This window comes from Burkholderia sp. D-99 (genome assembly GCF_011605345.1).
Taxonomy (GTDB): Bacteria; Pseudomonadota; Gammaproteobacteria; order Burkholderiales; family Burkholderiaceae; genus Burkholderia.
In genome coordinates, this window is sequence record NZ_JAAOXM010000024.1 from 1 (window position 1) to 21,956 (window position 21,956).

The 21,956-nt window shown below is 62.9% G+C and carries 18 protein-coding genes and 1 pseudogene; 7 read left to right on the forward strand and 12 right to left on the reverse strand.

The features are described 5' to 3' along the window. Positions 1-152 (reverse strand): annotated as a pseudogene (locus HAV18_RS39125) (ISL3 family transposase); the annotation flags it as partial. Between the two features lie 158 nt (positions 153-310). Here HAV18_RS39125 and HAV18_RS39130 point away from each other — a divergent pair. Then, on the forward strand, positions 311-505 hold the full coding sequence (locus HAV18_RS39130; protein ID WP_166966255.1) for an amidohydrolase: 195 nt from the start codon (positions 311-313) through the stop codon (positions 503-505). 24 nt (positions 506-529) lie between these two features. Here HAV18_RS39130 and HAV18_RS39135 read toward each other — a convergent pair whose 3' ends face one another. The 3 genes from HAV18_RS39135 to HAV18_RS39145 form a co-directional block, all read right to left on the reverse strand. After that, positions 530-1,501: an aliphatic sulfonate ABC transporter substrate-binding protein gene (locus HAV18_RS39135; RefSeq protein ID WP_166966257.1), complete on the reverse strand. Its 972-nt coding sequence runs from the start codon at positions 1,499-1,501 to the stop codon at positions 530-532. Between the two features lie 268 nt (positions 1,502-1,769). Beyond that, entirely contained in the window at positions 1,770-2,711 is a 942-nt protein-coding gene (locus HAV18_RS39140) for a LysR family transcriptional regulator (RefSeq protein WP_166966259.1), read from the reverse strand. A gap of 298 nt (positions 2,712-3,009) precedes the next feature. After that, a complete protein-coding gene (locus tag HAV18_RS39145) occupies positions 3,010-4,308 on the reverse strand; it encodes an adenylosuccinate synthase (RefSeq protein ID WP_166966261.1) in 1,299 nt (432 codons plus the stop codon). 140 nt (positions 4,309-4,448) lie between these two features. Between HAV18_RS39145 and gcvA the strand changes: the two genes are divergently transcribed. Then, positions 4,449-5,354, forward strand: coding sequence for a transcriptional regulator GcvA (gene gcvA / locus HAV18_RS39150; protein ID WP_166966263.1), 906 nt, complete (start codon positions 4,449-4,451; stop codon positions 5,352-5,354). Between the two features lie 180 nt (positions 5,355-5,534). On the opposite strand, the gene HAV18_RS39155 is transcribed toward gcvA, so the two are convergent. Beyond that, on the reverse strand, positions 5,535-5,846 hold the full coding sequence (locus HAV18_RS39155) for a DUF4148 domain-containing protein (RefSeq protein ID WP_166966265.1): 312 nt from the start codon (positions 5,844-5,846) through the stop codon (positions 5,535-5,537). Positions 5,847-8,441: 2,595 nt separating this feature from the next. Here HAV18_RS39155 and HAV18_RS39160 point away from each other — a divergent pair. Further along, on the forward strand, positions 8,442-9,758 hold the full coding sequence (locus HAV18_RS39160; protein ID WP_166966267.1) for a replication initiation protein: 1,317 nt from the start codon (positions 8,442-8,444) through the stop codon (positions 9,756-9,758). 95 nt (positions 9,759-9,853) lie between these two features. On the opposite strand, the gene HAV18_RS39165 is transcribed toward HAV18_RS39160, so the two are convergent. From HAV18_RS39165 to HAV18_RS39180, 4 genes are all read right to left on the reverse strand, one after another. Then, entirely contained in the window at positions 9,854-10,885 is a 1,032-nt protein-coding gene (locus HAV18_RS39165) for a ParB/RepB/Spo0J family partition protein (protein ID WP_166966270.1), read from the reverse strand. Then, on the reverse strand, positions 10,878-11,573 hold the full coding sequence (locus HAV18_RS39170; RefSeq protein WP_011350423.1) for a ParA family protein: 696 nt from the start codon (positions 11,571-11,573) through the stop codon (positions 10,878-10,880). Before HAV18_RS39170 ends, HAV18_RS39165 begins: the two co-directional genes overlap by 8 nt. A 1,815-nt stretch (positions 11,574-13,388) precedes the next feature. After that, positions 13,389-14,405, reverse strand: coding sequence for an AraC family transcriptional regulator (locus HAV18_RS39175; RefSeq protein ID WP_166966273.1), 1,017 nt, complete (start codon positions 14,403-14,405; stop codon positions 13,389-13,391). A 122-nt stretch (positions 14,406-14,527) separates the two neighbouring features. Further along, entirely contained in the window at positions 14,528-15,652 is a 1,125-nt protein-coding gene (locus tag HAV18_RS39180; protein WP_166966276.1) for an MBL fold metallo-hydrolase, read from the reverse strand. An 83-nt stretch (positions 15,653-15,735) separates the two neighbouring features. Here HAV18_RS39180 and HAV18_RS39185 point away from each other — a divergent pair, with 83 nt between their 5' ends. Further along, entirely contained in the window at positions 15,736-16,389 is a 654-nt protein-coding gene (locus tag HAV18_RS39185; RefSeq protein ID WP_166966279.1) for a TetR/AcrR family transcriptional regulator, read from the forward strand. 194 nt (positions 16,390-16,583) lie between these two features. After that, positions 16,584-17,075, forward strand: coding sequence for a flavodoxin family protein (locus HAV18_RS39190; RefSeq protein ID WP_166966282.1), 492 nt, complete (start codon positions 16,584-16,586; stop codon positions 17,073-17,075). A gap of 128 nt (positions 17,076-17,203) precedes the next feature. Here the strand turns inward: HAV18_RS39190 and HAV18_RS39195 are convergent, their stop codons facing one another. Beyond that, positions 17,204-17,788: a DUF2889 domain-containing protein gene (locus HAV18_RS39195; protein WP_166966285.1), complete on the reverse strand. Its 585-nt coding sequence runs from the start codon at positions 17,786-17,788 to the stop codon at positions 17,204-17,206. A 758-nt stretch (positions 17,789-18,546) separates the two neighbouring features. Between HAV18_RS39195 and HAV18_RS39200 the strand changes: the two genes are divergently transcribed. Together HAV18_RS39200 and HAV18_RS39205 are read left to right on the forward strand one after the other, a co-directional pair. Continuing rightward, entirely contained in the window at positions 18,547-19,209 is a 663-nt protein-coding gene (locus tag HAV18_RS39200) for a ProQ/FinO family protein (protein WP_166966287.1), read from the forward strand. A 499-nt stretch (positions 19,210-19,708) separates the two neighbouring features. Continuing rightward, positions 19,709-20,770, forward strand: coding sequence for a DMT family transporter (locus HAV18_RS39205; protein ID WP_166966290.1), 1,062 nt, complete (start codon positions 19,709-19,711; stop codon positions 20,768-20,770). Between the two features lie 174 nt (positions 20,771-20,944). On the opposite strand, the gene HAV18_RS39210 is transcribed toward HAV18_RS39205, so the two are convergent. Together HAV18_RS39210 and HAV18_RS39215 are read right to left on the reverse strand one after the other, a co-directional pair. Then, complete coding sequence (locus tag HAV18_RS39210) at positions 20,945-21,256, reverse strand: bleomycin resistance protein (RefSeq protein ID WP_243771851.1); 312 nt, start codon at positions 21,254-21,256, stop codon at positions 20,945-20,947. Positions 21,257-21,325: 69 nt separating this feature from the next. Beyond that, complete coding sequence (locus HAV18_RS39215; protein ID WP_166966296.1) at positions 21,326-21,916, reverse strand: nitrogen fixation protein NifQ; 591 nt, start codon at positions 21,914-21,916, stop codon at positions 21,326-21,328. Positions 21,917-21,956: the final 40 nt, after the last annotated feature.

Below are 21,956 nucleotides of genomic sequence, written 5' to 3' on the forward strand. Positions count from 1 at the left end.
CAACGCGCTCCGCATTGCTCGCAGTACATGACCTTGCTGACCGGCTTCAAGTACAGCGACAGCGTGCGCCTTTCACCCGCCGGCCACTCCACCCGCTCCAGCCGATAGCCTGTCCAGCAACCCAGTGTCTGAAGTGCCTTGCGATCGAGCAATTCTGCCTCCTGACCTCCATAAAGTCAGGCATCAGGTTACGCAATCGCTCTCCAAGGCTCCACGGTTTCCTGCGATGAACCCAACGTAAGCCGGGGCACGCCGACCGCGCAATGCCTACGAACTGATACGTGTTCGGCACGCCGCCGCACGCGTGGCAGTGAGTCGAGGCAAGACGCCGCTCGCGCACAGGGGGATCCTGCTTCCCGCGAAGACGATGGCCGCGACCGCAATCGCTCTGCCCGGCGTGCCGGACACGCTCGCGCAGGCGAAGGCGGAATGGCCCGAGCGGCGCGACGGACAGCCGTACGTGTGCCCGATTCCGGACGATGTCGCGCTGCCGTTGCGCCGTTGAACGGGTGCCTCGCCGGCTGCGCCGTCACGCGAGCGCGGGTGGCGCGGCCTGGCTGACGTCGACGCGTTTCGGCAGGACGCCGGTCTGGTAGAACACGTCCGCAATGCGCTGTTGATACGCGAGCGTATCGCGCGTGACGGGCTCGACACCGAAGCGTGCGCGGCGAAATGCGAGCGCCACCGCCGGCTCCGGAATCCCCCAAAGCTTCGAGAACTCGGCCGCGCCCTGTGCGCGGTTCGCATCGAGCCACCGCTGAACCGCCGTCAATTCCGACACGGCCGCGTCAAGCACGTCGGCATTGTGCTGCGCGTACGTGCGCGACGCAAAGTAATAGCCGCGATTCTCGACGAGCCCGGTGCCGTCCGCGACGATGCGCGCGCCGAACGCCTGCTGGACCACCGCGAGGAACGGATCCCAGATGATCCACGCATCGACCGAGCGGTTCTCGAACGCGGCCCGCGCATCGGACGGCGACAGCCAGACCGGCGTGACGTCGGCATAGTTGAGCTTGGCGGCCTGCAGCAGCCGGACCAGCAGGAAGTGCGTGTTCGATCCCTTCACCAGCGCGATGCGCTTGCCGCGCAGGTCCGCAAAGGTCTTCACCGGCGAATCTTTCGCAACCACCAGTGCCTCAGCCGCGGGGCCGGCCGGCGTCTGCGCGTAATAGACGAGCGGCGCGCCGGCCGCGAGCGCGAAGATCGGTGGCGCCTCGCCGACATCGCCGAAGTCGATCGCCCCCGCGTTCAGCGCCTCGAGCTGCGGCGGCCCCGACGGAAACTCGGTCCACGTAACGGTCACGCCGAGTGCCGCGAGCTTGCCCTGCAGCGTGCCGCGCGCCTTCAGCAGGCTGAGCGGCCCTTTCTGATAGCCGATGCGCAATGTACGCGCGCCGGCCGTGCTCGCCAGCGCGAAGCCCGGATGCGCGGCGGCGCCTGCCGCGATCGCCAGGCCGGCATGCAGGAGCCGGCGGCGGGTTGGGGAATGTTGGTCTGCCATATCGTATCGGGTTCGATGAAGAGGATGCCGCTTTGCGCACGCATGCGATGAAGCCGGTCGAACCGATTCTAGGGGGTTGGCGCGACGCATCGAACCAACGATGTCCGATATCGAAAGCAAGCGCTTTCATAAGGGCACGCCGGTTACCCGCGCATCATTGCCCGGGTTCGTCGTGAAGATGAAACCGACATCCGCGTCAAATACAGGACTGCATATTATTAGTTCGATGGATCCGCAGCCTCGTACTCGAACGCCGGCGCGGGCGACATCAGGGCTTGCAGGAAGCGTTCAGCGCAGCCTCGTCGGTGGCCAGCATTTCGGGCACGCATTCACGCAGGAAATCGACGAAAGTGCGGATTTTCGCATCGAGATACTGGCGCGAGGCGTACAGCGTGTAGACGGTCAGCTTCTGCAACCGGTAGTCGGGCAGCACGCGCACCAGCGCGCCGCTCGCCAGCGCGGGCAGTGCCGACGACATCGGCAGCGAACCGATGCCGAGGCCGGCGCGCAATGCGGCGCCGAGCGCATCGGCGATGTTCACCTGGAAATCCGGCGGCGGCAGGTCGAACGTCTCGGGGCCGTCGGGGCCGTCGAGATGCCAGCGATCGCGCGGAAATACCGGCGTGACGATCTGCAGGCACGCATGGCCGTCGAGCTCGCGCACCGTGCGCGGCGTACCGCGCTCCTTCAGATACGCGGGCGACGCGCACAACACGCTGTGCACCTCGCCGAGCCGCTGCGACACGAGGCCCGAATCGGGCAACTCCGTCGCGCTCAACTGCAGCGACACGTCGTAGCCTTCGTCGATGATGTCGGGCACGTGCTGCGACAGCGTGAGCTCGACCGCGACCGACGGATAACGCTGCCGGTAACGCACGACCGCGGGCACCACGTAGGCCTGGCCGAAGCTCGTCGTCGCATGAACATGCAGTCGTCCGGACGGTTTTGCCTGTGCATCGGCCGCCTCGGCTTCCGCTTCTTCGATATAGCCGAGGACGCGCTGGCAGCGGTCGAGATAACGCTGCCCGGCGTCGGTCAGTGCAATGCGGCGCGTGCTGCGGTTGAGCAGGCGCGTGCGCAGATGCGTTTCGAGCTGCGCGACCGACCGCGAGGCGTAGGCCGTCGTGATGTCCAGGCGCTGGGCCGCGCTCGTGAAGCTGCCCTCCTCCGCAACCCGGACGAAAATGCGCATCATCTGTAACGTGTCCATCGACCTGTCCCCGGGATTGAGATCACGTCGCGCCACCGTGCGGCCGTGGTGCCGGCGGCTCCGGCGCAGGCCGGTCTGGCGCGAATTGTGCGGAACAGTACAGCAGCAGTGCAGACGTGTCCAGTTCGCCGTACGCAGCGTGATCCGGACGCCGAATCGTGTCGCCGAGCCGCCATGCGCGCGGCGTACGGTCCGGACGCATGACGACCGGACGCACCGCTACGCGAACGGCATCGGATCGGCAAAAACTACCCGGCGGCCACGGTGCCGCCCCGCGATTCACGTCATGTATGACGCATCAGGCCATGGCGGCCGCGTCGAACGGATTGCGCAACACGATCGTGTCGTCGCGCTCCGCGCCGGTCGTGATCATCGATACCGGTGCGCCCGCGACCGCTTCGATGCGCGCAATGAAATCCTGCGCGGCGCGCGGCAGCGCCGCACGTTCGCGTATCCCCTTCACGGTGCCGCGCCAGCCGTCGAACCGCTCGTACACGGGTTTCGCACGCGACTGCGCAGCGAGGCTTGCCGGCAGATGATCGACCCGCGCGCCATCGAGTTCGTAGCCGACGCACAGCGCGATCGACTCGAAACCGTCGAGCACGTCGAGCTTGGTGAGCGCCAGCGAATCGATGCCCGAGATCCTGACCGCCTGGCGCAACTGCGCGGCATCGAGCCAGCCGCAGCGGCGCGGCCGGCCGGTATTCACGCCGAACTCCTGCCCGCGTGCGCGCAGCGTTTCGCCGGTCGCGTCGGACAGCTCGGTAAGGAACGGGCCGCCGCCGACCCGGGTCGCATACGCCTTGGTGACACCCAGCACGTGGCCGAGCTTCGACGCGCCGAGCCCTGTACCGGCCGCCGCCGCCGATGCAACGGTGCCGGACGACGTGACGAACGGGTACGTGCCCCAGTCGATGTCCAGCATCACGGCTTGGGACCCCTCGAACAGGATGCGCTCGCCGCGGTCGGTCGCATCGTTGAGATCGGCCCAGACGGGGCGAACGAACGGCAGGATCTGCGGCGCGAGATCGACCAGCGTGGCCAGCATCGCGTCGCGGGAATACTCGTCCAGCCCCAGGCCGCGGAACCACGCGTTGTGATGGTCGACGAGCCCATCCAGTTTGGCGGCGAGCTGGCCCGGTTCCGCTAGATCGCCGACGCGCAGCCCGCGACGCCCGACCTTGTCCTCGTAGGCCGGCCCGATCCCGCGCAGCGTGGTGCCGATGGGCTCGCGACGCAGACGCTCCTGAGCCTGGTCGATCGCGCGGTGGATCGGCAGCACCAGCGTCGCGTTCTCGGCGATCGACAGGTTGTCAGGCGTCACCGACAGCCCGAGTTCGGCCATCCGCCCGATTTCCGCGAGCAGTGCTTCCGGATCGAGCGCCACGCCGTTGCCGATCACGCCGCGCTTGCCGCGCACGACACCGCTCGGCAGCAGCGCGAGCTTGTAAGTCTTGCCGCCGACGACCAGCGTATGACCCGCGTTGTGGCCGCCGTTGTAGCGTGCGACGAGATCCGCCTGTGCCGCCAGCCAGTCCACGACGCGCCCCTTACCTTCGTCGCCCCATTGGGCGCCCACGACCACCACGTTCGGCATGCTCCGCACTCCATGTGAGAAATTCAGACAATCATTCGGCCGAGCCGGCCGTTTGTGTGCAATATTGGCGGAGCTTGAGCACCCGATCAAACGATTAAACCTGAACTATCGTGTGAGTAAATATCACGCGAAACGATGCAATGGCCCGACGACTCCCTCCGTTGAATTCGCTGCGTGCGTTCGAAGCCGCCGCGCGCCTCGGCAGCTTCACGCTGGCCGCCGACGAACTGTGCGTAACCCACGGCGCGATCAGCCGGCACGTGCAGCAACTGGAGGCGTGGCTCGGACGGCCGCTGTTCGAGCGCCATAACCGGCGGGTCGAGCTGACCGACGCGGGCCGCGCGTATCTCGCCGAGGTCGGTGCGTCGTTCGACCGGATCGCGCTCGCCACCGCGCAGCATTTCGGCCATGCGCAGCAGCGCGTGCTGCGCGTCAGCGCACCCGCGACGTTTTCGTTGCGCTGGCTGGTGCCGAAGCTGTCGTCGTTCCAGGTCGCCCATCCGGCCATCGAGGTGCGGCTGTCGACGTCGAACGAGCCGATCGACAAGCTGCGCGACAAGGTCGACCTGATCGTTCGCGGCGGCCCCCAGGCCATCGACGGTTACGTTGCCGAGGAATTCCTGTCCGAAGTCCGGCTGCCGGTGTGTGCGCCGAAGCTGCTGGAAGGGCGGCCGTTGCATACGCCCGCCGATCTCGCCGGCTTCACGCTGCTGCACGCGGCCACCTATCCCGGCATGTGGCCCGAATGGCTGGCGGCAGCCGGACATCCGAATCTCGTGCCGCGCCACTCGCTCACGCTCGAGCATTTCTACCTGACGCTCCAGGGCGCGCTCGACGGGCTCGGCGTCGCGATGGGGCCGATTGCGCTCGTCGCGGACGATATCGCCGAAGGTCGGCTCGTGCAGCCGTTCGGCGAACCGGCGCTGCCGCCGTGGCGTTACTTCACGTACGTGGCCTCGGCACGCGCGAATGACGACGCCGTGCGGGCGTTCAAGGACTGGTTGAGGGTGACGGGAAATGCGGCTGCGGCGAGTGGGCGGAACTGACCGCGTCGGTGTGCGGGTGGTATGCGCCAAGATATGCAGGAATACGAATCAAATAATGCAGGCGCATTGATTGCGTATTGCCTTCGTCGATACCGGGAATACTGCTTTCGAGGTGCGTCGTGAAACTGCGACGCACGCGGCAAGCCGCGGATCGAACCGTGGCTTGCCACCAGACGACGCTTACTGGCTTGCGCCGGCGCCGGCTTTTTTCTCTGCGTTCTGCAGGTTCTGCGGATAGTTCGGATCATTGGCCGCCGGCTTGTAACCGGCGTCTTCGAGTTTCTTCAGCTCGGCGGTGTTCTTCGCACGCGCAGCCTTGTGCTCTGCCTTGCGCTGGGCCCTGGCCGCCTTGCGTGCCTGGCTCTTCGCTGCCTTGGCGTCCTGTGCAGCGGGCGCGCTGGCGTCGGTCTGCGCAAACGCGGGAACTGCCGAGCCGAACAGGAACGCGGCTGTGGTAGCAGCCAACGTGAGTTTTCTAATCTGGATTCGCATCGCTGAACTCTCTTTTCTGGTTTATCACGGATTGAAAGACCATCGAGATACCGCCCCTGTCCCGATCGGTTGTCATGCCGCGTTCGGGACCTGTGCATCATAACCGCGTCGCGAAAAATATGGCGTCAACGTGCAATGGCGTTGGGGATACACGTATGGGAGAACACGTGGATGCCGTTCGACTGGCTCAGACAGGACAGGCACTGTGTATCGCACGGTGGCGGGCATGCGGATCGCGCACTTGCGTAGACAGGGATACCGGCGACGTACTCGCGCTTCGCTGACGCGGATGGGTTATGTACGTGCGGTGCGATGGGATGCGAGATACCAATCACTGTTTCACCGGTGGGGTAGCCCGCACGCTTACCCTCGACGTGATCGTCATTTGACCCGTCACGATCACAGCAACAGCAGTCGAACTGTGTGTCATGTTGCCTCTCGACGCGGTTCAAGCGACGACTCCTCCCATAAACGACCACGATTCTCTGTTGCGGCGATCAAGACCCGCACGATTACATCGCCATTCGCGTGGCGTTCGATCCGGCAACCAATCGCTGGACTGTGATGCCGAGGGTTACCTCGGCGGGCAAAAAATGTCGTCGTGGTGTCCGTATGACGAAAGGTGTGGACGGGTTGCATGTGGTGAGCACATCGGCCGGAATCACTTCACGACTGCGCCGGCTGCATCGCACGGATATCGCCACGCGCGTCGAGCGAGCGCGACAGGCAGGGATGAGGTCGCAGCAGCGCTTGTGATTCGTCCGATCCTGCTCAGGAACGCATCGCGCGACGTGCACGAACCACAGTTTTTTCATTCCGCGGCTTTGGCCGCTCGGTATCCAGACGGGTGTTGTTGCCTGCACAGCATGCCGATACCTGCTGCCTCGTCTGGTCGGTGAGCTTTTACGGGATTCGGACGTGTCGGAAGGTGAGAGTGTTCGGGAACATCGCTCGAATTCGATTGCGGTGAGCTTCGTGATCGCCCGCATCTTCACGTTGGCTCGCGACGCGCGCCAGATCGACCCAGGAGCCGGCGACGCGTGCAGGCGGCGCTGACCACCCTATTGATCTCAGGGAAGCCGTTCGCGGACCTCTCATCGCGACCCGGGGGCACAGCATTGATCTTCGGTTGGTGGATCCAAAGGTAGAAAGTTGGAAACCCCTGGACGGAGATGCGGGTCGCGTCGATTTCCTCTGTGCACAGCCCGCAGGCTAAATTTGACGAGAGGCGCCGGCAGGCGATCGAAAAAAACTTGTCGGCCGAAGGGGAAGCCTGAGTGCAAAAAAACTCTTCGCTTGCAGTCGCGGATGATTTCAAACTGCTGTGAACGAAACCGAAGAGATCTGTGTTTCAGTCCGCCGGTCTGCTTTGCCGGTCAATGACAGGGGCTCGGGAGGTCGCAGAGCCGGGTTTTTGATCCCATAAACGGGAACCTGTACCGGGAAAGGACGACTTTCTTCCCGCTTTTCTCCCATAAGTTTCTACGTTTCGGTCGATGTGAGTATGTACTTACCTCTTCTGGAAGCCTTATCGGGCCTGGAACCTCTGCTGAACGAGGAGCCAGATCATCGTCTCGCAAGCTTGAATCGAGGCTTTGGGCTGCCTGTAGCACCATAAACGGCTCCCAATGGTAGCGGTTTATGGGGTTCGTCTTTCTGTGGAAGCGCACGTGTGTTTACATCTTTTGTAAACAACGTTTACTTCTTTAACTACTTTTAGACGGCTCACAGCCTTCTCCAGCAAGGGTTTGATGGGTGTTCGGTACCCATTTATGGGAGCACAGGTGTAAGGGTTTGGGGTTTCAGGTCTGTGGATTTGGGGTTTGGGGTACCGGGTTGTGGGAAATCAGGGTTGTGGATATGGGGCAAGCGTACCCGGTTATGGGAAATTGGCCTCTGAACCCGTTGGGTAGTCTTCTATGGGAATGCCGGTGGGTAGCCTTTTATGGGGCGCTTTTTTCGATCCGTGATTGCAGGGGTGCACAGCGATTTTTCTCTGGTAGCCGGTTATGGGGCGCCTTGAAGGTACCCGGTTATGGGTAGCATTTTCGGGTACCCGATTGTATTTCTCCAAGGTTCCCGGCGTCTGGCTCCCATGGACAGGATCGATGGCACAGACAGGTAACCTTTTATGGGGAAAGCAACGGGTTGCCGTTTATGGGAGCCATGTTTGCCCTCAAGGCCAAAATTCGCGCAGCCTACGCAGCTGACGCCGGTCGATAGGTACCCTCCTGTGGGAATCGATGAAGGTAGCAAGTTATGGGAAGAAAACGCGACTGTGCTGCAGGGCACCACGAATTCGCCCAACGATCTCGATTCTGCTCATTTGTTTCCCATGGATGGTTACCTTGCCAAGGGCAAATCTCGTGCCGGGTTTCCGTGTCCGGGTATGAAAGGTAGCGTCTTGTGGGAAGCATTTTGGTCGAAAGGTAGATGGATATGGGGTTCCGCACAGATCGCCAGATTGTAAATTTTCCTTTCGTATCTGAAGGTTAGCCACGATAGTGCAAGTAAAGCAGGAGCGAGGGCGTTGCCCCTCGACGCGAAAAGGTATAAAGTCCGCTCTCAACAAGGTCACCTTATCCGGACATCACGATGCCGCGCAAGCCCGCAAGCAAAGGCTCAGACAAACAGGTTTCGCTGTTTCAGACACCCGAGCCTCCCGACTTGCTGCGCAAGGCGGTCCAGGCGATTCATATCGCGCCCAAGTCCGGAAAGATCGGTCTGCAGCAGCGCAAGATGTTCAGCTCGCTGATCAAGAATGCGCTTCGGCAGGAGGCGTTCGAGCCAGGCCGGACGAGCTTCTCGATCTCGATCGCGTCGCTTTCGCACGAGAGCGGGTTGAACAGCAACAACACGAAATACGTGAAGGACACGGTCAACTCGCTGATCAGTACCGTCGTCAACTGGGACTACCTGGCCGCGGATCGATCGACGGTCTGGAAAGCGTCGGGCCTGCTCGCCGGTGCGGAGCTCGAGCAATCGGTGCTGAAGTACAGCTTCTCCGACCAGATTCGCAGCGAGCTGCTCAACCCCGAGATCTACGCACTGATCGATATGCGGATTGCCCGCGAGTTCAGGCGGTCGCATTCGCTTGCGTTGTGGGAAAACACGGTGCGCTACGAAGGAATCGGCATCACCGCGAAGATCCCGCTGCCGAAATTTCGTGACCTCATTCTCGGCCAGGACAAGGCGTCGCAGTCGTACAAGGAATACAAGCTGTTCAAGAGCAAGGTCCTGGTGCCGTGCATTCAGGAGGTGAACGAAGTTTCGGATCACACGCTCGAGTTGATCGAACACAAGTCCGGCCGGAGCGTGGAAGCCGTCCAGTTCAAGGTGACGCGCAAGCAGAGCGCCGATACGGTGGAGGACGGCGACGTCAAGAACGAAGCGCTGGTTGACGAGGTCGCCAAGTTCGGCATTCCGCGTTCGGAAGCGCGCAGGCTGATCACACAATACGGCGTGCAGCGCATCAAGGCAGCGATTGCCTATACGCTCAATCGGACTACGAAGAAGAATGCGGCGCCGGTCGACAACGTGGCCGCGTATTTCCGCAAGGCGCTGACGCACGGCTACACGCTGGCCGACGGGCAGGGAACGGAGGCGGCCGCGCCGGCGAAGGAATCCGCGCAGAGCAAGCAGGAACAGATTCGCGACAAATATCTGGCGGCGAAGGTCGAGGAAGCCGGCGCGTATTTCCGCGAACTGGAGATCGACGACCAGACCAAGCTGCTCGAGCGTTACAACGAAACGGTGGCAGGCTCGAAGGACCTGACGCTGTCGCCGAAGAAGAAGGCGAGCAAGCTTGCGCAGACCAGCTTCTTCCGATGGCTCGCGCTGGATACGTGGGGCGAACCGACCTCGGACGACTTGCTGGAATTCCTGCTGAAAAGCAGTCTCGCAGGCAACTGAACGAGGCCTCGCAGCCGGGTTTGCGTCGCGCGCCGGACGTCGTCGTCCGGCTACGCGGTGCACACGCGGATGCGAGGCCTTCTGTTTTTCGCGCGTTACTTTTGCGTGGCCGTTGCCAGCTCGGCAACGTACGCGTCGATGACGGTCTTGAGCTTGTCGGCGAGCGCCTCCTGGTGCGATGCGTCGACGCCCTTGAGCTGCAGATCCAGACGACCGTCCGGATAGGTCTTCAACTGGCCGATCGCTCGCGATTCGAGCGCGAAGTCGTGCCGGACGCTGTAACGCGTGCGTCCCGCCTTCTTGCTGCCGTCGCTCTGCGCACGCAGGAAATTCTCGAGATCCCGAACCGATTTTTTCCGGTCGATCACGGCCGTCAGCAGCCGGTCGGCCGTTGGCTCGCCGAGGCGTTCGAAGATCAGCTTCAGGAAGTACGCCGCCTGAAGGCCGACCACGTCGTTCGCGCTCGCCATCCTTTCAAGGAGTGTGTTCGGGAGCGCGTTGAGCGACAGCGTCTTGCTGATCGATGCCTTGTCCTTGCCGATCTTTTCCGCCAGCGTGTTCTGGTCGGAAAAGACCTTCTCGTCGAGGAGACGCTTCCACGCGACCGCATCGTCGAAGATCGTCTGGCGTTCGTGGTCGTGGTTCGCGCGATACGCGATCGTATAGAGCTGCTCGGGCGTGTGATCCGTGCGGAACGTGGCGTTGATGGTTTCGTCGCCGTTGATGCTCGTCGCGCGGAGCCGGCGTTGCCCGTCGATTACGACGAGCTTGCCGGGAAACTCCGGGAGCCGCGTAACCTTGATCGGCTCGATCTGCCCTTCCCGTTTCAGCGTCAGGGCGAGCTCGTGCAGGCTCGACTCCGAGTAGAACACGCGCGGGTTGTACGGGTTCGGAATGCAATCCTTGACCAGCACCTTCTGCGGCGCGCCAAGATCCGGCGTGCCGGCGGGGGTGGCCGCGGCCGGAGCGCTGGCGGGCGTCGTTTCGCCGACGACATTCGGTGCGGCCGCCGGTTCGGGCAGTCGCGTTTCGAGTGCCGCATTTTCCTGTGCGAGCCCGCGAAGCAGGCCGGCCGCGAGATGCAGGTTGCCGGTCGGCTTCTTGTCTTTCGATGTGTCCTTAGCCATGGGCGGCTCCGGTAGCGCGCGTCGACGCGATGTATTGGGCCATTTCCGTGACCAGTTTTTCGATTTCCGCACGGGCTTCTTTCAGCCCCTTCAGGTATCGATTGTGATGATGGATCGTGGTGCCGAGGGCAAACGTCTGACGGTAGACCTCGCGTTGAGCGATCTGGCTGTCGAGCAGATGCTCCCCTATTTCTTCAGCCCTTAGAATTTTTAAAATTTCTTCACGCATTTTAGTTTTTCCATTAACACTATTCAGCATTAATGCGGAAGAAAGATTCGGATTTCGGACGGACCGCATCGACTCGATCATGCGGATCATCGCGACGGTGCTGTAGAGATCGGCCGGCGACGGCGACAGTGGCACGAGGCAGAAATCGGCGACTTCGAGTACCGATGCAATTCGCGGATCTTCGAGGTTGCCGGGACAGTCGACGACGATCACGTCGAAGTTCGCGTCCTGTTTCTTGATCTCGCCGCCGATGCCGCGGCCGGCAGGGGCCAGCGAAAGAACCGTCATCGGCAGCGTGTTCTCGCCGCTCGTCACCCACCGGACGGATGTGCCTTGAGGGTCGGCATCGATCAGGGCGACCTTGTTGCCGCCAGCTTCGAACGCAGCCGCGATATTGACGGAGATGGTTGTCTTCCCAGTCCCACCTTTTTGATTACTGACGGCGATCTTGAAAGCCATTAAATTTCTCCACGGAGTTTTTCGTAATATATGCACTTATTATCAAAATGTCCAGAAAACCCTTCAACACAATGTATGTCTTGGTGATCGATGTGATTGTCACGTGACAAGTAGCCGAATGGCTAACGAGCCAGTCATGATTGGCGATCGAGTAAAAATTAAATTGACGATCAGGATAAAAATCGCACAAAGGGCGAGAGAAAATTCGACGAATTTTTACGGCGATGCCGGAGTTAGCGCATAGAGGCTGGTCGATTGATCTCGCCGTGCTACCGGTAGCACTCGCGATGATTCCGATAAGTTGATCACGCGTATGTCGTCGGGAAAGCCAGTTGTCACATGACAAGGTGCAGGGAGTTGATACTTCTCGGCGCTGTATGACACAGGGGAATACATGAGTAGCTTGCGTTTCCGGCTATGACGAGATCATTTCAATACCCGATATCCAACCGCCTGGCGCGATTGCCCCGCAGTAAGGTGAGTTGTCACGTGACAATCGACATCGAGTGGGGGTGACATCGGACTGAGTGTTTCTTGAGTGCAGTTGCGATCAGGCTCCACTGAGTGTGAGCAGATAGATCGCTAAAGACAGGATTCGGCACTGTTGGCTCTTCGCAAAACCCAATTTCCGGGCTGGCTGCCTGGTGAGTTGTCACGTGACAAGCGGGGTGTTGTATCGAGAAATTCGAGTGTTGGAGTGACACGTAGCACGACATGTCGGTCAGTACGCGCCCATGTTGAAGGGTTTGAGAAATCGACTGGTCTGCAGATCTAGGCCTTTCGTCGCTGAACGGCTACGTTCGTATCCCGGCAAAAAAATGGCGGTGAGCGCGCTGAAGCACACCCTCTGAGGTGTATCGAGGATGTCTTTGATATGACCCCTTTTATGTCGAGTGCACCGCCTCAACTTCATCATGCATTGCCCGGCAGGGGAGGGGTATGGTTTTGCCATGCATATCTCTGTTCCAGTCGGTGCTGTCAGGAGCCCTCACGCGACAGCTGCACATACGAAGCTCTGTTTGATGGCGAACTCCAGGATTGATGCCCGTGCGACAGAGCAAGCGGGTCGGATCGTGAAACAATTTCCAGAAAAGCGATGCCCGCGGAAATCCTTGTGCAGCAAAGGGTTGCGCTATATTCTTCATGTTGTTTCACGCAAAATCGACGAGTTGACCCCTGTAAATGGGGGCGCATGCTCATTTCACGTTCGCCGCCCGGGAGTTTGTTCGAAGACGTCACGAATTGTGTGATTTGATACGTAATATGTGGTGTTTGAAATTCTTGTCGTCGATCAAATGTCGGAGACAAGTCGAATTGCCGTGGATCACATGCATCACATCAGGCTGTCGAGTCTCTGGTTAGATGTACGCGCCGATGATCGGCGCGAGTTGTCACGTGACAACGCACACTCCGGTTGCTCAATTCGTAGTATTGCAGCGTGACGCGAGAATCCGGGCAACAGAGGGTTTGTGGACGAGCGAGCGGGAGACAGTAAGGCGACTTGGTCGTTGAAGGGAGGCGAAGTCCTCACCGGTGCATGAGGGGGAGTGGAACGGCTTGCCTGTCGCCGAACTTTGCTAGCGAGCTCGAGGAACGTCCGGCTTCGAGCGGCGCCCACTCACCGCTTGATACTCAATGACAAGTTTCAAGGTGGCCGCCCGGCAATTAATCCTGAGTCGGAAAGAAGCCAGGACGCGCGCATTCCGCTCCGTGCGCGTTACTCGCCTGGATCGCCCCCTCACGGGGTAGCCGATCCAGCCATTCTACGGATGCCGTCAAAATCGGCACCCTGCATCTCCGGTCCCGTCCCCGCGATCAATAAGTCGCCGCCACCGACAGAACAACATCCGCTCCGCTCCGCAGGCTATCGATATCTCTCCGCGGCGAATTACCGAACAACCGGCTGTATTCCCGGTTGAACTGGGTCGGGCTCGCATATCCCACCCTGAACGATGCCGACGCGGCGTCGAGCCGCTCGGACAGCATCAGCCGGCGTGCTTCGTTGAGCCGTATCCATTTCTGGTACTGCAGCGGACTCATGCCAGTGAGTTGGCGGAAGTGGTGGTGGAAGGTCGAACTACTCATCTGAACCTGCGCCGCCAGATCGTCGACTCGCAGCGACTCGTCGTAATGCGTCCGCAACCACTGGATCGCCCGCGATACGCGGTTGCCCTGACTGCCGGCCGACGCGATCTGGCGCAGGCGGGCACCCTGGTCGCTCGTCAGCAGCCGGTAGTAGATTTCCCGCTCGACGTACGGGGCGAGAACGGCAATGGCGTTCGGGTCGTCCAGCAACGCCAGCAACCGGTTCACTGCATCGTAGAGCGGTTCGGTCATATCGCCGACGACGAGGCCGCGGCCAGCGGGGGCTTCCTCGTGATCCGGGGCGACCTGCGCCATCAGTTCGGCCATGACGCGAAAATCAAGCTTGAGCCCGATCCCGAGAAACGGCGTTTCACGGTTGGCCTCGATGACCTGCGTTGAACCGGGCAAGTCGAGCGATGTGACCAGAAAACGGTTGGCGTCGCAGAGATACACATCGCCGCTCTGAATGAGCCGCTTCGTGCCCTGAACGACGAGACCGAAGCTCGGTTCGACCAAGCAGTCCATCGGCTGCGTTGGCGTCTCCCTTCGATGGAGGCTCAGGTTCGGAATCGCCGTGGTGAGGTGGTCGACGCCTTCTGTCCACCTCGCGACGCGCTCCGCGAGCGCCTGCCGCAGGTCGTTCTCCCGGCTCTGGCGGGGTGATCGGGGGGCTGCCGGGTTGAAGGCAGCGATGGTGGCGTCGTCGATTTGTTGGCTGGGTGCGTATCGGGCGGTTGCCGGATGCATGACTTCTCTACTTGGGTAAGCGGGTCTACTGGCAGGCGCGTCGACGTGCGGGTACGCCGGAAACGCGCTTCCCGGAGTCGCGATTGCCGCGCTCCGGGGGAATTGAGTAACGTCCGCCGGGCTTACTTCGTCGCCTGCGAAGTGCAAAGCGGCCAGCGGCGCGATTTCGTGGCAACGGACGTCACGCGCTCGTCCGCCGTGCGCCACCACCGCTCGCCGCGATGCGGCTCGTCGAGAGCGAGGCGCTCGCCCATCCTGGGCGTCGACAGTTCGACGCCACGCACGATCGACAGCGCCGTGACGCGCTCGAACGGCTCCTGCCAGCGGTGCATCGCGAGATCGAACGTGCCGTTGTGGATCGGGACCAGCCAGCGTCCGCGCAAATCGATGTGCGCCTGGACGGTTTCTTCCGGCTGCATATGCACGTACGGCCATTGAGCATCGTATGCGCCGGTTTCGATCAGTGTGACGTCGAACGGCCCGAGGCGCTCGCCGATCGTCCGGAATCCATCGAAGTAGCCCGTGTCACCGCTGAAGAACACGCGCAAGTCGTCGTCGACGATGACCCACGACGCCCACAGCGTGCTGTTGCCGTCGAGCAGGCTGCGCCCGGAAAAGTGCTGGGCAGGTGTCGCGGTCAGTGTCAGGCCGGCTACGTCGACACTCTGCCACCAGTCGAGCTGACGGACTTTCTTCGCGTCGATTCCCCATTCGATCAGGCGGTCGCCGACCCCCAGCGTTGTCACGAACACATCGGTGGTTGCCGCGAGCGCGAGCACCGTGTCGCGGTCGAGATGATCGTAGTGATCGTGCGACAGGATCACGCCGCGCAGCGGCGGAAGATCTTCAAGCGCGATCGGCGGCGCATGGAAACGCTTTGGGCCGACGCGTCGAAACGGCGACGCGCGCTCGGCAAAGACGGGATCGGTCAGCCAGAATTCGCCGCGCAGCTTCAGCAGCAACGTCGAATGGCCAAGCCGGTACAGGCTGCGATCGGGGGCCGCATCGAGTTCCGCGCGGGTCAGCGAATCGACGGGCAGCACGCCTTCGGGCACGGTATTGCGCGGCTTGTTGAACAGCATGTTCCAGGCGATCCCGAGCGTCTTGCCTAACCCCTCGACCGGACGGGGCGCGACATTGCTGAAGCGCTCGCCATTGTGCTGCGGCGAGCCGCCAGACAGCGCGCGGCCGCGTCGAGCGGCCGCAATACCCAGAATGCGATGAATCAAAACGAGAGGCGATGCCATGTCGGTTCGTCCGGAGAATAAAGTACACTGAACAGTGTAGTTTATTTTTGGGATAAGTAAACTGCCCGGTGTAAAATTTCTGGATGGATACCAGCACTCCCCCTCAGCGCCTGACCGATCGAAAGCGCGCGGCCATCGTCGACGCGGCCATCGAGGAATTTCTCGCGTCGGGTTACGATGCGACCAGCATGGACCGTATCGCCGCGCGCGCGGACGTGTCGAAGCGCACGGTCTACAACCACTTTCCGGGCAAGGAAACGTTGTTCGCCGCGATCCTGCAAAAATTATGGGATGCGACCCGAACCGGTAGCTCGCCAACCTATCGCGCCGACGTGCCGCTGCGCGAGCAATTGCTCGCGTTGCTGGATCGCAAAATGCGCCTGCTCAGCGACGAGGCATTTCTCGCGCTCGCACGTGTTGCGATCGGTGCGGCCATCCACTCGCCGGAACGCGCGCGCGACATGGTCGAGCGTCTCGGCGAGCGCGAGGAAGACATGACGGTCTGGGTACGGACGGCCGCGGCGGCCGGGCGCCTGTCGGTCACCGATCCGGTGTTTGCCGCGCATCAGCTGCACGGTGTCGTGAAGGCATTCGCGTTCTGGCCGCAGGTCACGATGGGCCAGCCGCCGCTCGCGGCGCCGGAGCAACAAAAAGTCGCGGAATCCGCTGCCGACATGTTTCTCGCGTACTACGCGCGACCGGAAGACACCGCCGCATCACGCACCGCAACGGACTGATCGTGCATCCGGTCGAACATGCGCGAATCGAAGCCGGCGCAATGCGCATGATCGATGCGCGCCCCGTACCGACGAGCCTGCATATCGGCAGATTCGTCGAAGCGAACGCGGAACAGCCTCACATGATCTCTGGCCATCCAGCGGAACCTGGCGATGCCGCCGGCGTACCTGCGGCCGAACGCGAGTGACGACGAATGAAGACACTGTTGATCGTCTATCACACGATGACCGGAGGCACGCAACAGATGGCGGAAGCGGCTGCCGGCGCGGCGCGCGAGCAATCCGGCGTCGACGTCAGGCTGCAGCGCGCGGACGCGACGGGCGCAGACGACGTGCTGGCTGCCGACGCCTACCTGTTTGCGACGCCCGAGAACCTCGCGGCGATGTCCGGACTGATGAAGGATTTCTTCGACCGCTGCTACTACGCGGCGCTCGATCGCGTGAACGGTCGCCCGTATGCGGTAATGATCTGCGCGGGAAGCGATGGGCAGAACGCGTTGCGCCAGATCGACCGGATCGCGACCGGATGGCGGTTGAAGAACGTGGCACCGGGCCTGATCGTCTGTACGCACGCGCAAACGCCGGAACGCATCCTCGCGGCGAAGACGATCGACGCCGACGATCTCGCGCGCTGCGCCGAACTGGGCGCCGGTCTTGCAGCGGGACTTGCGCTGGGCGTCTTCTGATCACCGGCGCCGTTGACAGCGATGGCCGGCCGGCGTGAGACCGGGTCGAAGCACGTTTGTGCGCGCGACGCGCGCACAAACGTGCGCTACCGATCCTGCGGGCACACGACTGGCCGAATGCCTGGCGCTTAGCGGCCTTTTTCCGTTGCTGACGGCCGGTGGTATTCGGGCCAAAGACGTTTCACGAGATCGCGCGATGCGCCATATGCATGGCAGCTGTCGATCTTGAGCGGCTTTCCCTCGCTGTCGCGCTCCTCGAGCGATGACTTCCGCATGCCGACCATCGTTTGATAGGCCGTGGTGGCGATCGGGCCGAGCAATTCCTTCAGGTGTGTGCACGTATCGCAGGACGGCAGGCGCTTGCGAACCTCGCTGTTCCAGCCGGCGCCGATGTTCAGTCCGACGAGCGCCTGCAGCGAGTCGCCGCCCCCCGGACACTGCGCATACGGATGTGACCGGAGGAACGTGGATACGGCGCGCACGACCATGTCGGCGTCGAAGACCAGCGTCACGCCGAGGTCGTGGATCGGCGACAGCGCAGCGACCGTCCGGGTGCCGCCCGGCGGCGTGAAATCAAAGGTCTTGCGATCCGCGAGGCAGGCTGTCACTTCGAACTGGCCATCGCTGCGCCGATAGCCGCGCATGTCGATCTGCCGGTGGTGAATTTCCTCGCGCGTGATGTCGTCGTGCGTGATGTCGTGTGGGGGAACCATGTATCTGCTCCGTTTCTTGCAACCGATTCGTTTTTTTGGCGGGCAAGCGAGATGTCGACGGCACGCCCAGGTGCGAAGCGAAACGGGCCGAGGTACGCTGCCGACGCCATCGATTCGGCCATACTACGCACTTTCCGGCTTCTTCGTACGCCACGGGATCGATGCGGACGCAACGAGTCGTGTGCGGGCGCCGACGCAATCGACGGGGGGCGCGTACGTCGCGGCACTTGCGTCGATCCATCGCCGAGCGCTTCACGTTGGCGTGATCGTTGATTCACACGCAGCAGACGGCGTCGCCCGGGATCCCGAATCGTAGCCGGGGCCTGCGGCTACGATTCGGCAAGATCGCGTTCGACGTCGCGAGGCGAAACGCCACGCGTGCGGCGTCGGCCAGTGCCGCCGCCGGGGCGATCGCGGTGCGCAAGATGGCCCCGATTTCCGCTGACGAGGGTGAACGACGTGACTTCCGGAAACGTATCCATATAATGCGCAACACGACCACACGGATGCATTTCCGGTGCCTCGAATCGGGCCAATGCAGACCAGTGAGTCAACCAGCCGTCGCGCGTACCGGTATACTTCCACTCCTGCCTTGTCCGGCATCGTGGCCGGGTGCCTGAAAACAGAGTGGCGTACGCGATGCGGCCCCGTAGTGTTCCGCATCGGCGGCAGACGGGTCGCCGCGCATGGCGGCGAAGCTTTTCGCCGCGCGGCATGACCGCACGAACCACACCTTATATTCCTGGTGGATTGAATTTATGGGTTTTGAACAACTTGCCGAATTGCGGGCGCAGCTCGCAGCGAAGGCCAAGCAGGAGCGTAACGCGAAGCGGCCGGCAGCGCCGGCGGACACCGGCGCGAAGCCGAAGTCCGGCGACCAGCCGCAGCGTGGCGCCAAGCCGGCTGCGGCCGGCGGCAAAGCACCGCATCGCGCGAAGCCTGCTTCGGCGAAGCCGTTGGCGCCGGTCGATCCGGTCATCGTCGCGATCGGCAAACTGCAACGCAAGTTTCCGCGTGCGTTCCCGAAGAATCCGGCCCCCAAAGTGCCGCTTAAGGTCGGCATCTGGGACGACCTCGCGCGCGAGGCACAGGCCGTCGGGCTCAGCGAAGCCGAATTGCGCGAAGCAATGTCGACGTGGTGCCGCGGCAACCGCTACTGGTCGTGCCTCGTCGAAGACGCGGTGCGGGTCGATCTCCAAGGCAACGAAGCAGGGCGCGTCACGCATGACGACGCAGCACGGGCGCGCCGGCTGAAGGCGCGCCGCCCCGGCAAGGGCGCGGGGCAATCGGCGAAGGGTGCACCGCAGCAGCCGAAGGCCGAGCAGCAAGCCGAGGCCACCGTCGAGCCGCAAGCGGCGAACGTTGAAGCGCAAGCCGACGCGGCGCCGCAGGTCGAGCAGCAAACGGCCGGAAACGAGTAACCGGCACCGCGCCGCTGCATCGCGCACGGCGCTGACCCGCATGCACATCGCCTGCGGTGAATGACCCGACACAGACTGATCTGCCTCGACCGAGGCAGGTCAGTCTGCTCCCACCGGCGCTCGACGTGCCGGGCCTCACCTGTCCCGCCTCGAACAGACCCCGCTACCGAACGAAGAAAGTTCGTCGATCGGTGCTGCATGATCGATGCGTCGACTTTGTCGTATGCGCATGGACGGTACGCATGCCCCGAATGCGGCGACGCTTCATTCAATCAATTCGGTTTCCTAATATATTGCAACGCCGTGACAGTCAACCGGCGTATGAGCGTTCGCGCCCGGTCGTCCTGACATGATGACGCGCGATAATCTCGGCGGGCCGCCAGTTCGTGCGCAAGCTGGCCGGTGTGATGCAGCTTGCATTTCGAAAGGTACGGAAAGCCAACTGCGACACGACTCGAAGCGACGGCCGGCGCCTTTCAACATCAATTCAATCCGAATCATGCACTCGAGACATTCCGCGATTCTCGTCGCGCTCACCGCTGCCGCACTGTTCGGCGCCGCGACACCGCTCGCCAAGGCACTGATCGGCGCGATGTCGCCGTTCATGGTCGCTGGCCTGTTCTATCTCGGCAGCGGCGTCGGGCTCGGCATCGGGATCCTCCTTCGCCGCGTGCACAACCGTCACGCACCAGCCGCAGACGCCGCGCCGCTGCAGCGCGCCGACCTGCCGTGGCTGGCCGGCGCGATCGTGGCGGGCGGGGTAGCCGGCCCGGCCTTGCTGATGCTCGGGCTGTCGAGCACGCCGGCGGCGACCAGCGCGTTGCTGCTCAATCTCGAAGGCGTGCTGACGGCCGTCATCGCATGGGTCGTGTTTCGCGAGAACGTGGATTCGCAGGTGTTCCTCGGGATGGTCGCGATCGTCGCCGGCGGCACGCTGCTGTCGTGGACGCCGGGCCGGGCCGGCGTGCCGGTCGGCGCGCTGCTGATCGTCGGCGCATGCCTGTGCTGGGCGATCGACAACAACCTGACCCGCAAGGTGGCCGCGAACGACGCGATGGTCATCGCGTGCGCGAAGGGGCTGATTGCCGGACCCGTGAACATCGGCATCGCGCTGGCGACCGGCGCGACGCTGCCGGCTATCCCGGTCACGGCCGCCGCGATGCTGACGGGGCTCGGCGGCTACGGGATCAGCCTCGTGCTGTTCGTCGTCGCGCTGCGTCATCTCGGCAGCGCGCGCACGGGCGCGTATTTCTCGATCGCGCCCCTGTTCGGCGTCGTGCTGTCGCTGCTGATCTGGCCCGCGCTGCCGCCGGCGACGTTCTGGATCGCTGGCGCGTTGATGGCGTTCGGTATCTGGCTGCACGTGCGCGAACGGCACGAACACACGCATACGCACGAGCGGCTCGAGCACACGCACCGGCATCGGCACGACGAACATCATCAGCATGCGCACGATTTTGCGTACGACGGCAACGAACCGCACGCGCATCCGCACGTGCATCTGCCGATCACGCACAGCCATGCGCATTTTCCGGACATTCATCACCGGCACCGGCATTGACCGCGTCACGAACGGCGGACGAAACGGATCGCTAGGTGACCGTTTATGGGGCGTGCGCCGCATCGCGCGTGCATCTGTTTACCGCGTCGCCCGATCGTGGTCGCAACAACGGGTCCGAGCCTGGTCTTCGGTCTGAATCACCCTGATTGGCGAACAGTCCGGATCGGTCAGCGATCAGTGCGCCCACCGTGCCGATGCAGGCTTCGCGCATCGACCGATGCGCGCACGCGGCCGGCCGGTCGTCTGCTCGGAGTTGTCGGCTGCGAGCATGTCGTTGAAGAACGTGCCGACGTTCGCGAGCCGGAAGCCGTAGTGGAACCCGCTAGTCGCAGTATCGAGTTCGGAGTGCGAAAAGTAGTCAGGCAACAGGTCGCCGCGCTTGAGGATCGGCCAGCCGTCTTCGTGCCAGGTTTCAGCAAACCCCGGTTTGTCGTAGAAGCGGGCGGTGACTTCGAAATCGCGCGACAGCAGGTTGGGGCTCGCCATGTCGGTCAACGCGGCTTCTGCGGATGGCGATGCGACGAATCGAACGGGAGGCTCGAGCCGCCCTGGCGACTATCGCGCGTGAGGAAAGCAGAAGCCGAAATCCTCGCAGCCCGGGCACCCGGGGGCGGGGCCCGGCGGCACGTCGAGCGATGCGGCCACTTCCTGTGCGAGGAATTTCTTCCAGCGCAGGTGAGCGACGTTGCGCGCGGCAAGCGCGGGGAAATAGCGATCGAGCATCGCGGATACCGCGTCGCGCCCGTCGAGCCCTAGATCGCGCCAAAGATGATCGGGGCGCAGGCAGGCGTGCGCGATGATCGACGCGAGACAACCGGCGTCGTCGCGGTCGGCGGCGGGATTCGCGTCGCCCATCAGCCGCGCGTGCAGCGTCGCGACAAACGCCGCGTGGGTGGATGGCAGCAGTGCCATCGCTGCCGTCGGCACGAGTACCGCGGCATCGGCCGCAGGCAGGCGCGGAAACTGCCGCGCCAGCAGGCCGGCCAGTTGCGGATGCGACAGGCCGAGCAGCCCGAGTTCGTTGTGGCGTGCGCGTGCCGCAACGAGCGCGCCGAACAGGCGGGCATCGGGCGTGTCGGCGGTGGCCGCTGCGGATAGCAGCGACTGCAGCGCCCGTTGTCGAGCGTGATCGAACGCGGCTGTCATCGCGTGCATCGGGCCGACAGCCGCACGGCGCAATCGGCGC

What these genes read in the sequence shown, in the direction of transcription:
- HAV18_RS39145 (WP_166966261.1), bottom strand. Translation starts at nt 4,308, where the DNA reads ATGCCGAACGTGGTGGTCGTGGGCGCCCAATGGGGCGACGAAGGTAAG.
- HAV18_RS39180 (WP_166966276.1), bottom strand. Translation starts at nt 15,652, where the DNA reads ATGGCATCGCCTCTCGTTTTGATTCATCGCATTCTGGGTATTGCGGCC.
- HAV18_RS39195 (WP_166966285.1), bottom strand. Translation starts at nt 17,788, where the DNA reads ATGGTTCCCCCACACGACATCACGCACGACGACATCACGCGCGAGGAA.
- HAV18_RS39175 (WP_166966273.1), bottom strand. Translation starts at nt 14,405, where the DNA reads ATGCATCCGGCAACCGCCCGATACGCACCCAGCCAACAAATCGACGAC.
- HAV18_RS39135 (WP_166966257.1), bottom strand. Translation starts at nt 1,501, where the DNA reads ATGGCAGACCAACATTCCCCAACCCGCCGCCGGCTCCTGCATGCCGGC.
- HAV18_RS39185 (WP_166966279.1), top strand. Translation starts at nt 15,736, where the DNA reads ATGGATACCAGCACTCCCCCTCAGCGCCTGACCGATCGAAAGCGCGCG.
- HAV18_RS39200 (WP_166966287.1), top strand. Translation starts at nt 18,547, where the DNA reads ATGGGTTTTGAACAACTTGCCGAATTGCGGGCGCAGCTCGCAGCGAAG.
- HAV18_RS39165 (WP_166966270.1), bottom strand. Translation starts at nt 10,885, where the DNA reads ATGGCTAAGGACACATCGAAAGACAAGAAGCCGACCGGCAACCTGCAT.
- HAV18_RS39170 (WP_011350423.1), bottom strand. Translation starts at nt 11,573, where the DNA reads ATGGCTTTCAAGATCGCCGTCAGTAATCAAAAAGGTGGGACTGGGAAG.
- HAV18_RS39140 (WP_166966259.1), bottom strand. Translation starts at nt 2,711, where the DNA reads ATGGACACGTTACAGATGATGCGCATTTTCGTCCGGGTTGCGGAGGAG.
- HAV18_RS39205 (WP_166966290.1), top strand. Translation starts at nt 19,709, where the DNA reads ATGCACTCGAGACATTCCGCGATTCTCGTCGCGCTCACCGCTGCCGCA.
- gcvA (WP_166966263.1), top strand. Translation starts at nt 4,449, where the DNA reads ATGGCCCGACGACTCCCTCCGTTGAATTCGCTGCGTGCGTTCGAAGCC.
- HAV18_RS39210 (WP_243771851.1), bottom strand. Translation starts at nt 21,256, where the DNA reads ATGGCGAGCCCCAACCTGCTGTCGCGCGATTTCGAAGTCACCGCCCGC.
- HAV18_RS39190 (WP_166966282.1), top strand. Translation starts at nt 16,584, where the DNA reads ATGAAGACACTGTTGATCGTCTATCACACGATGACCGGAGGCACGCAA.
- HAV18_RS39215 (WP_166966296.1), bottom strand. Translation starts at nt 21,916, where the DNA reads ATGACAGCCGCGTTCGATCACGCTCGACAACGGGCGCTGCAGTCGCTG.
- HAV18_RS39160 (WP_166966267.1), top strand. Translation starts at nt 8,442, where the DNA reads ATGCCGCGCAAGCCCGCAAGCAAAGGCTCAGACAAACAGGTTTCGCTG.
- HAV18_RS39155 (WP_166966265.1), bottom strand. Translation starts at nt 5,846, where the DNA reads ATGCGAATCCAGATTAGAAAACTCACGTTGGCTGCTACCACAGCCGCG.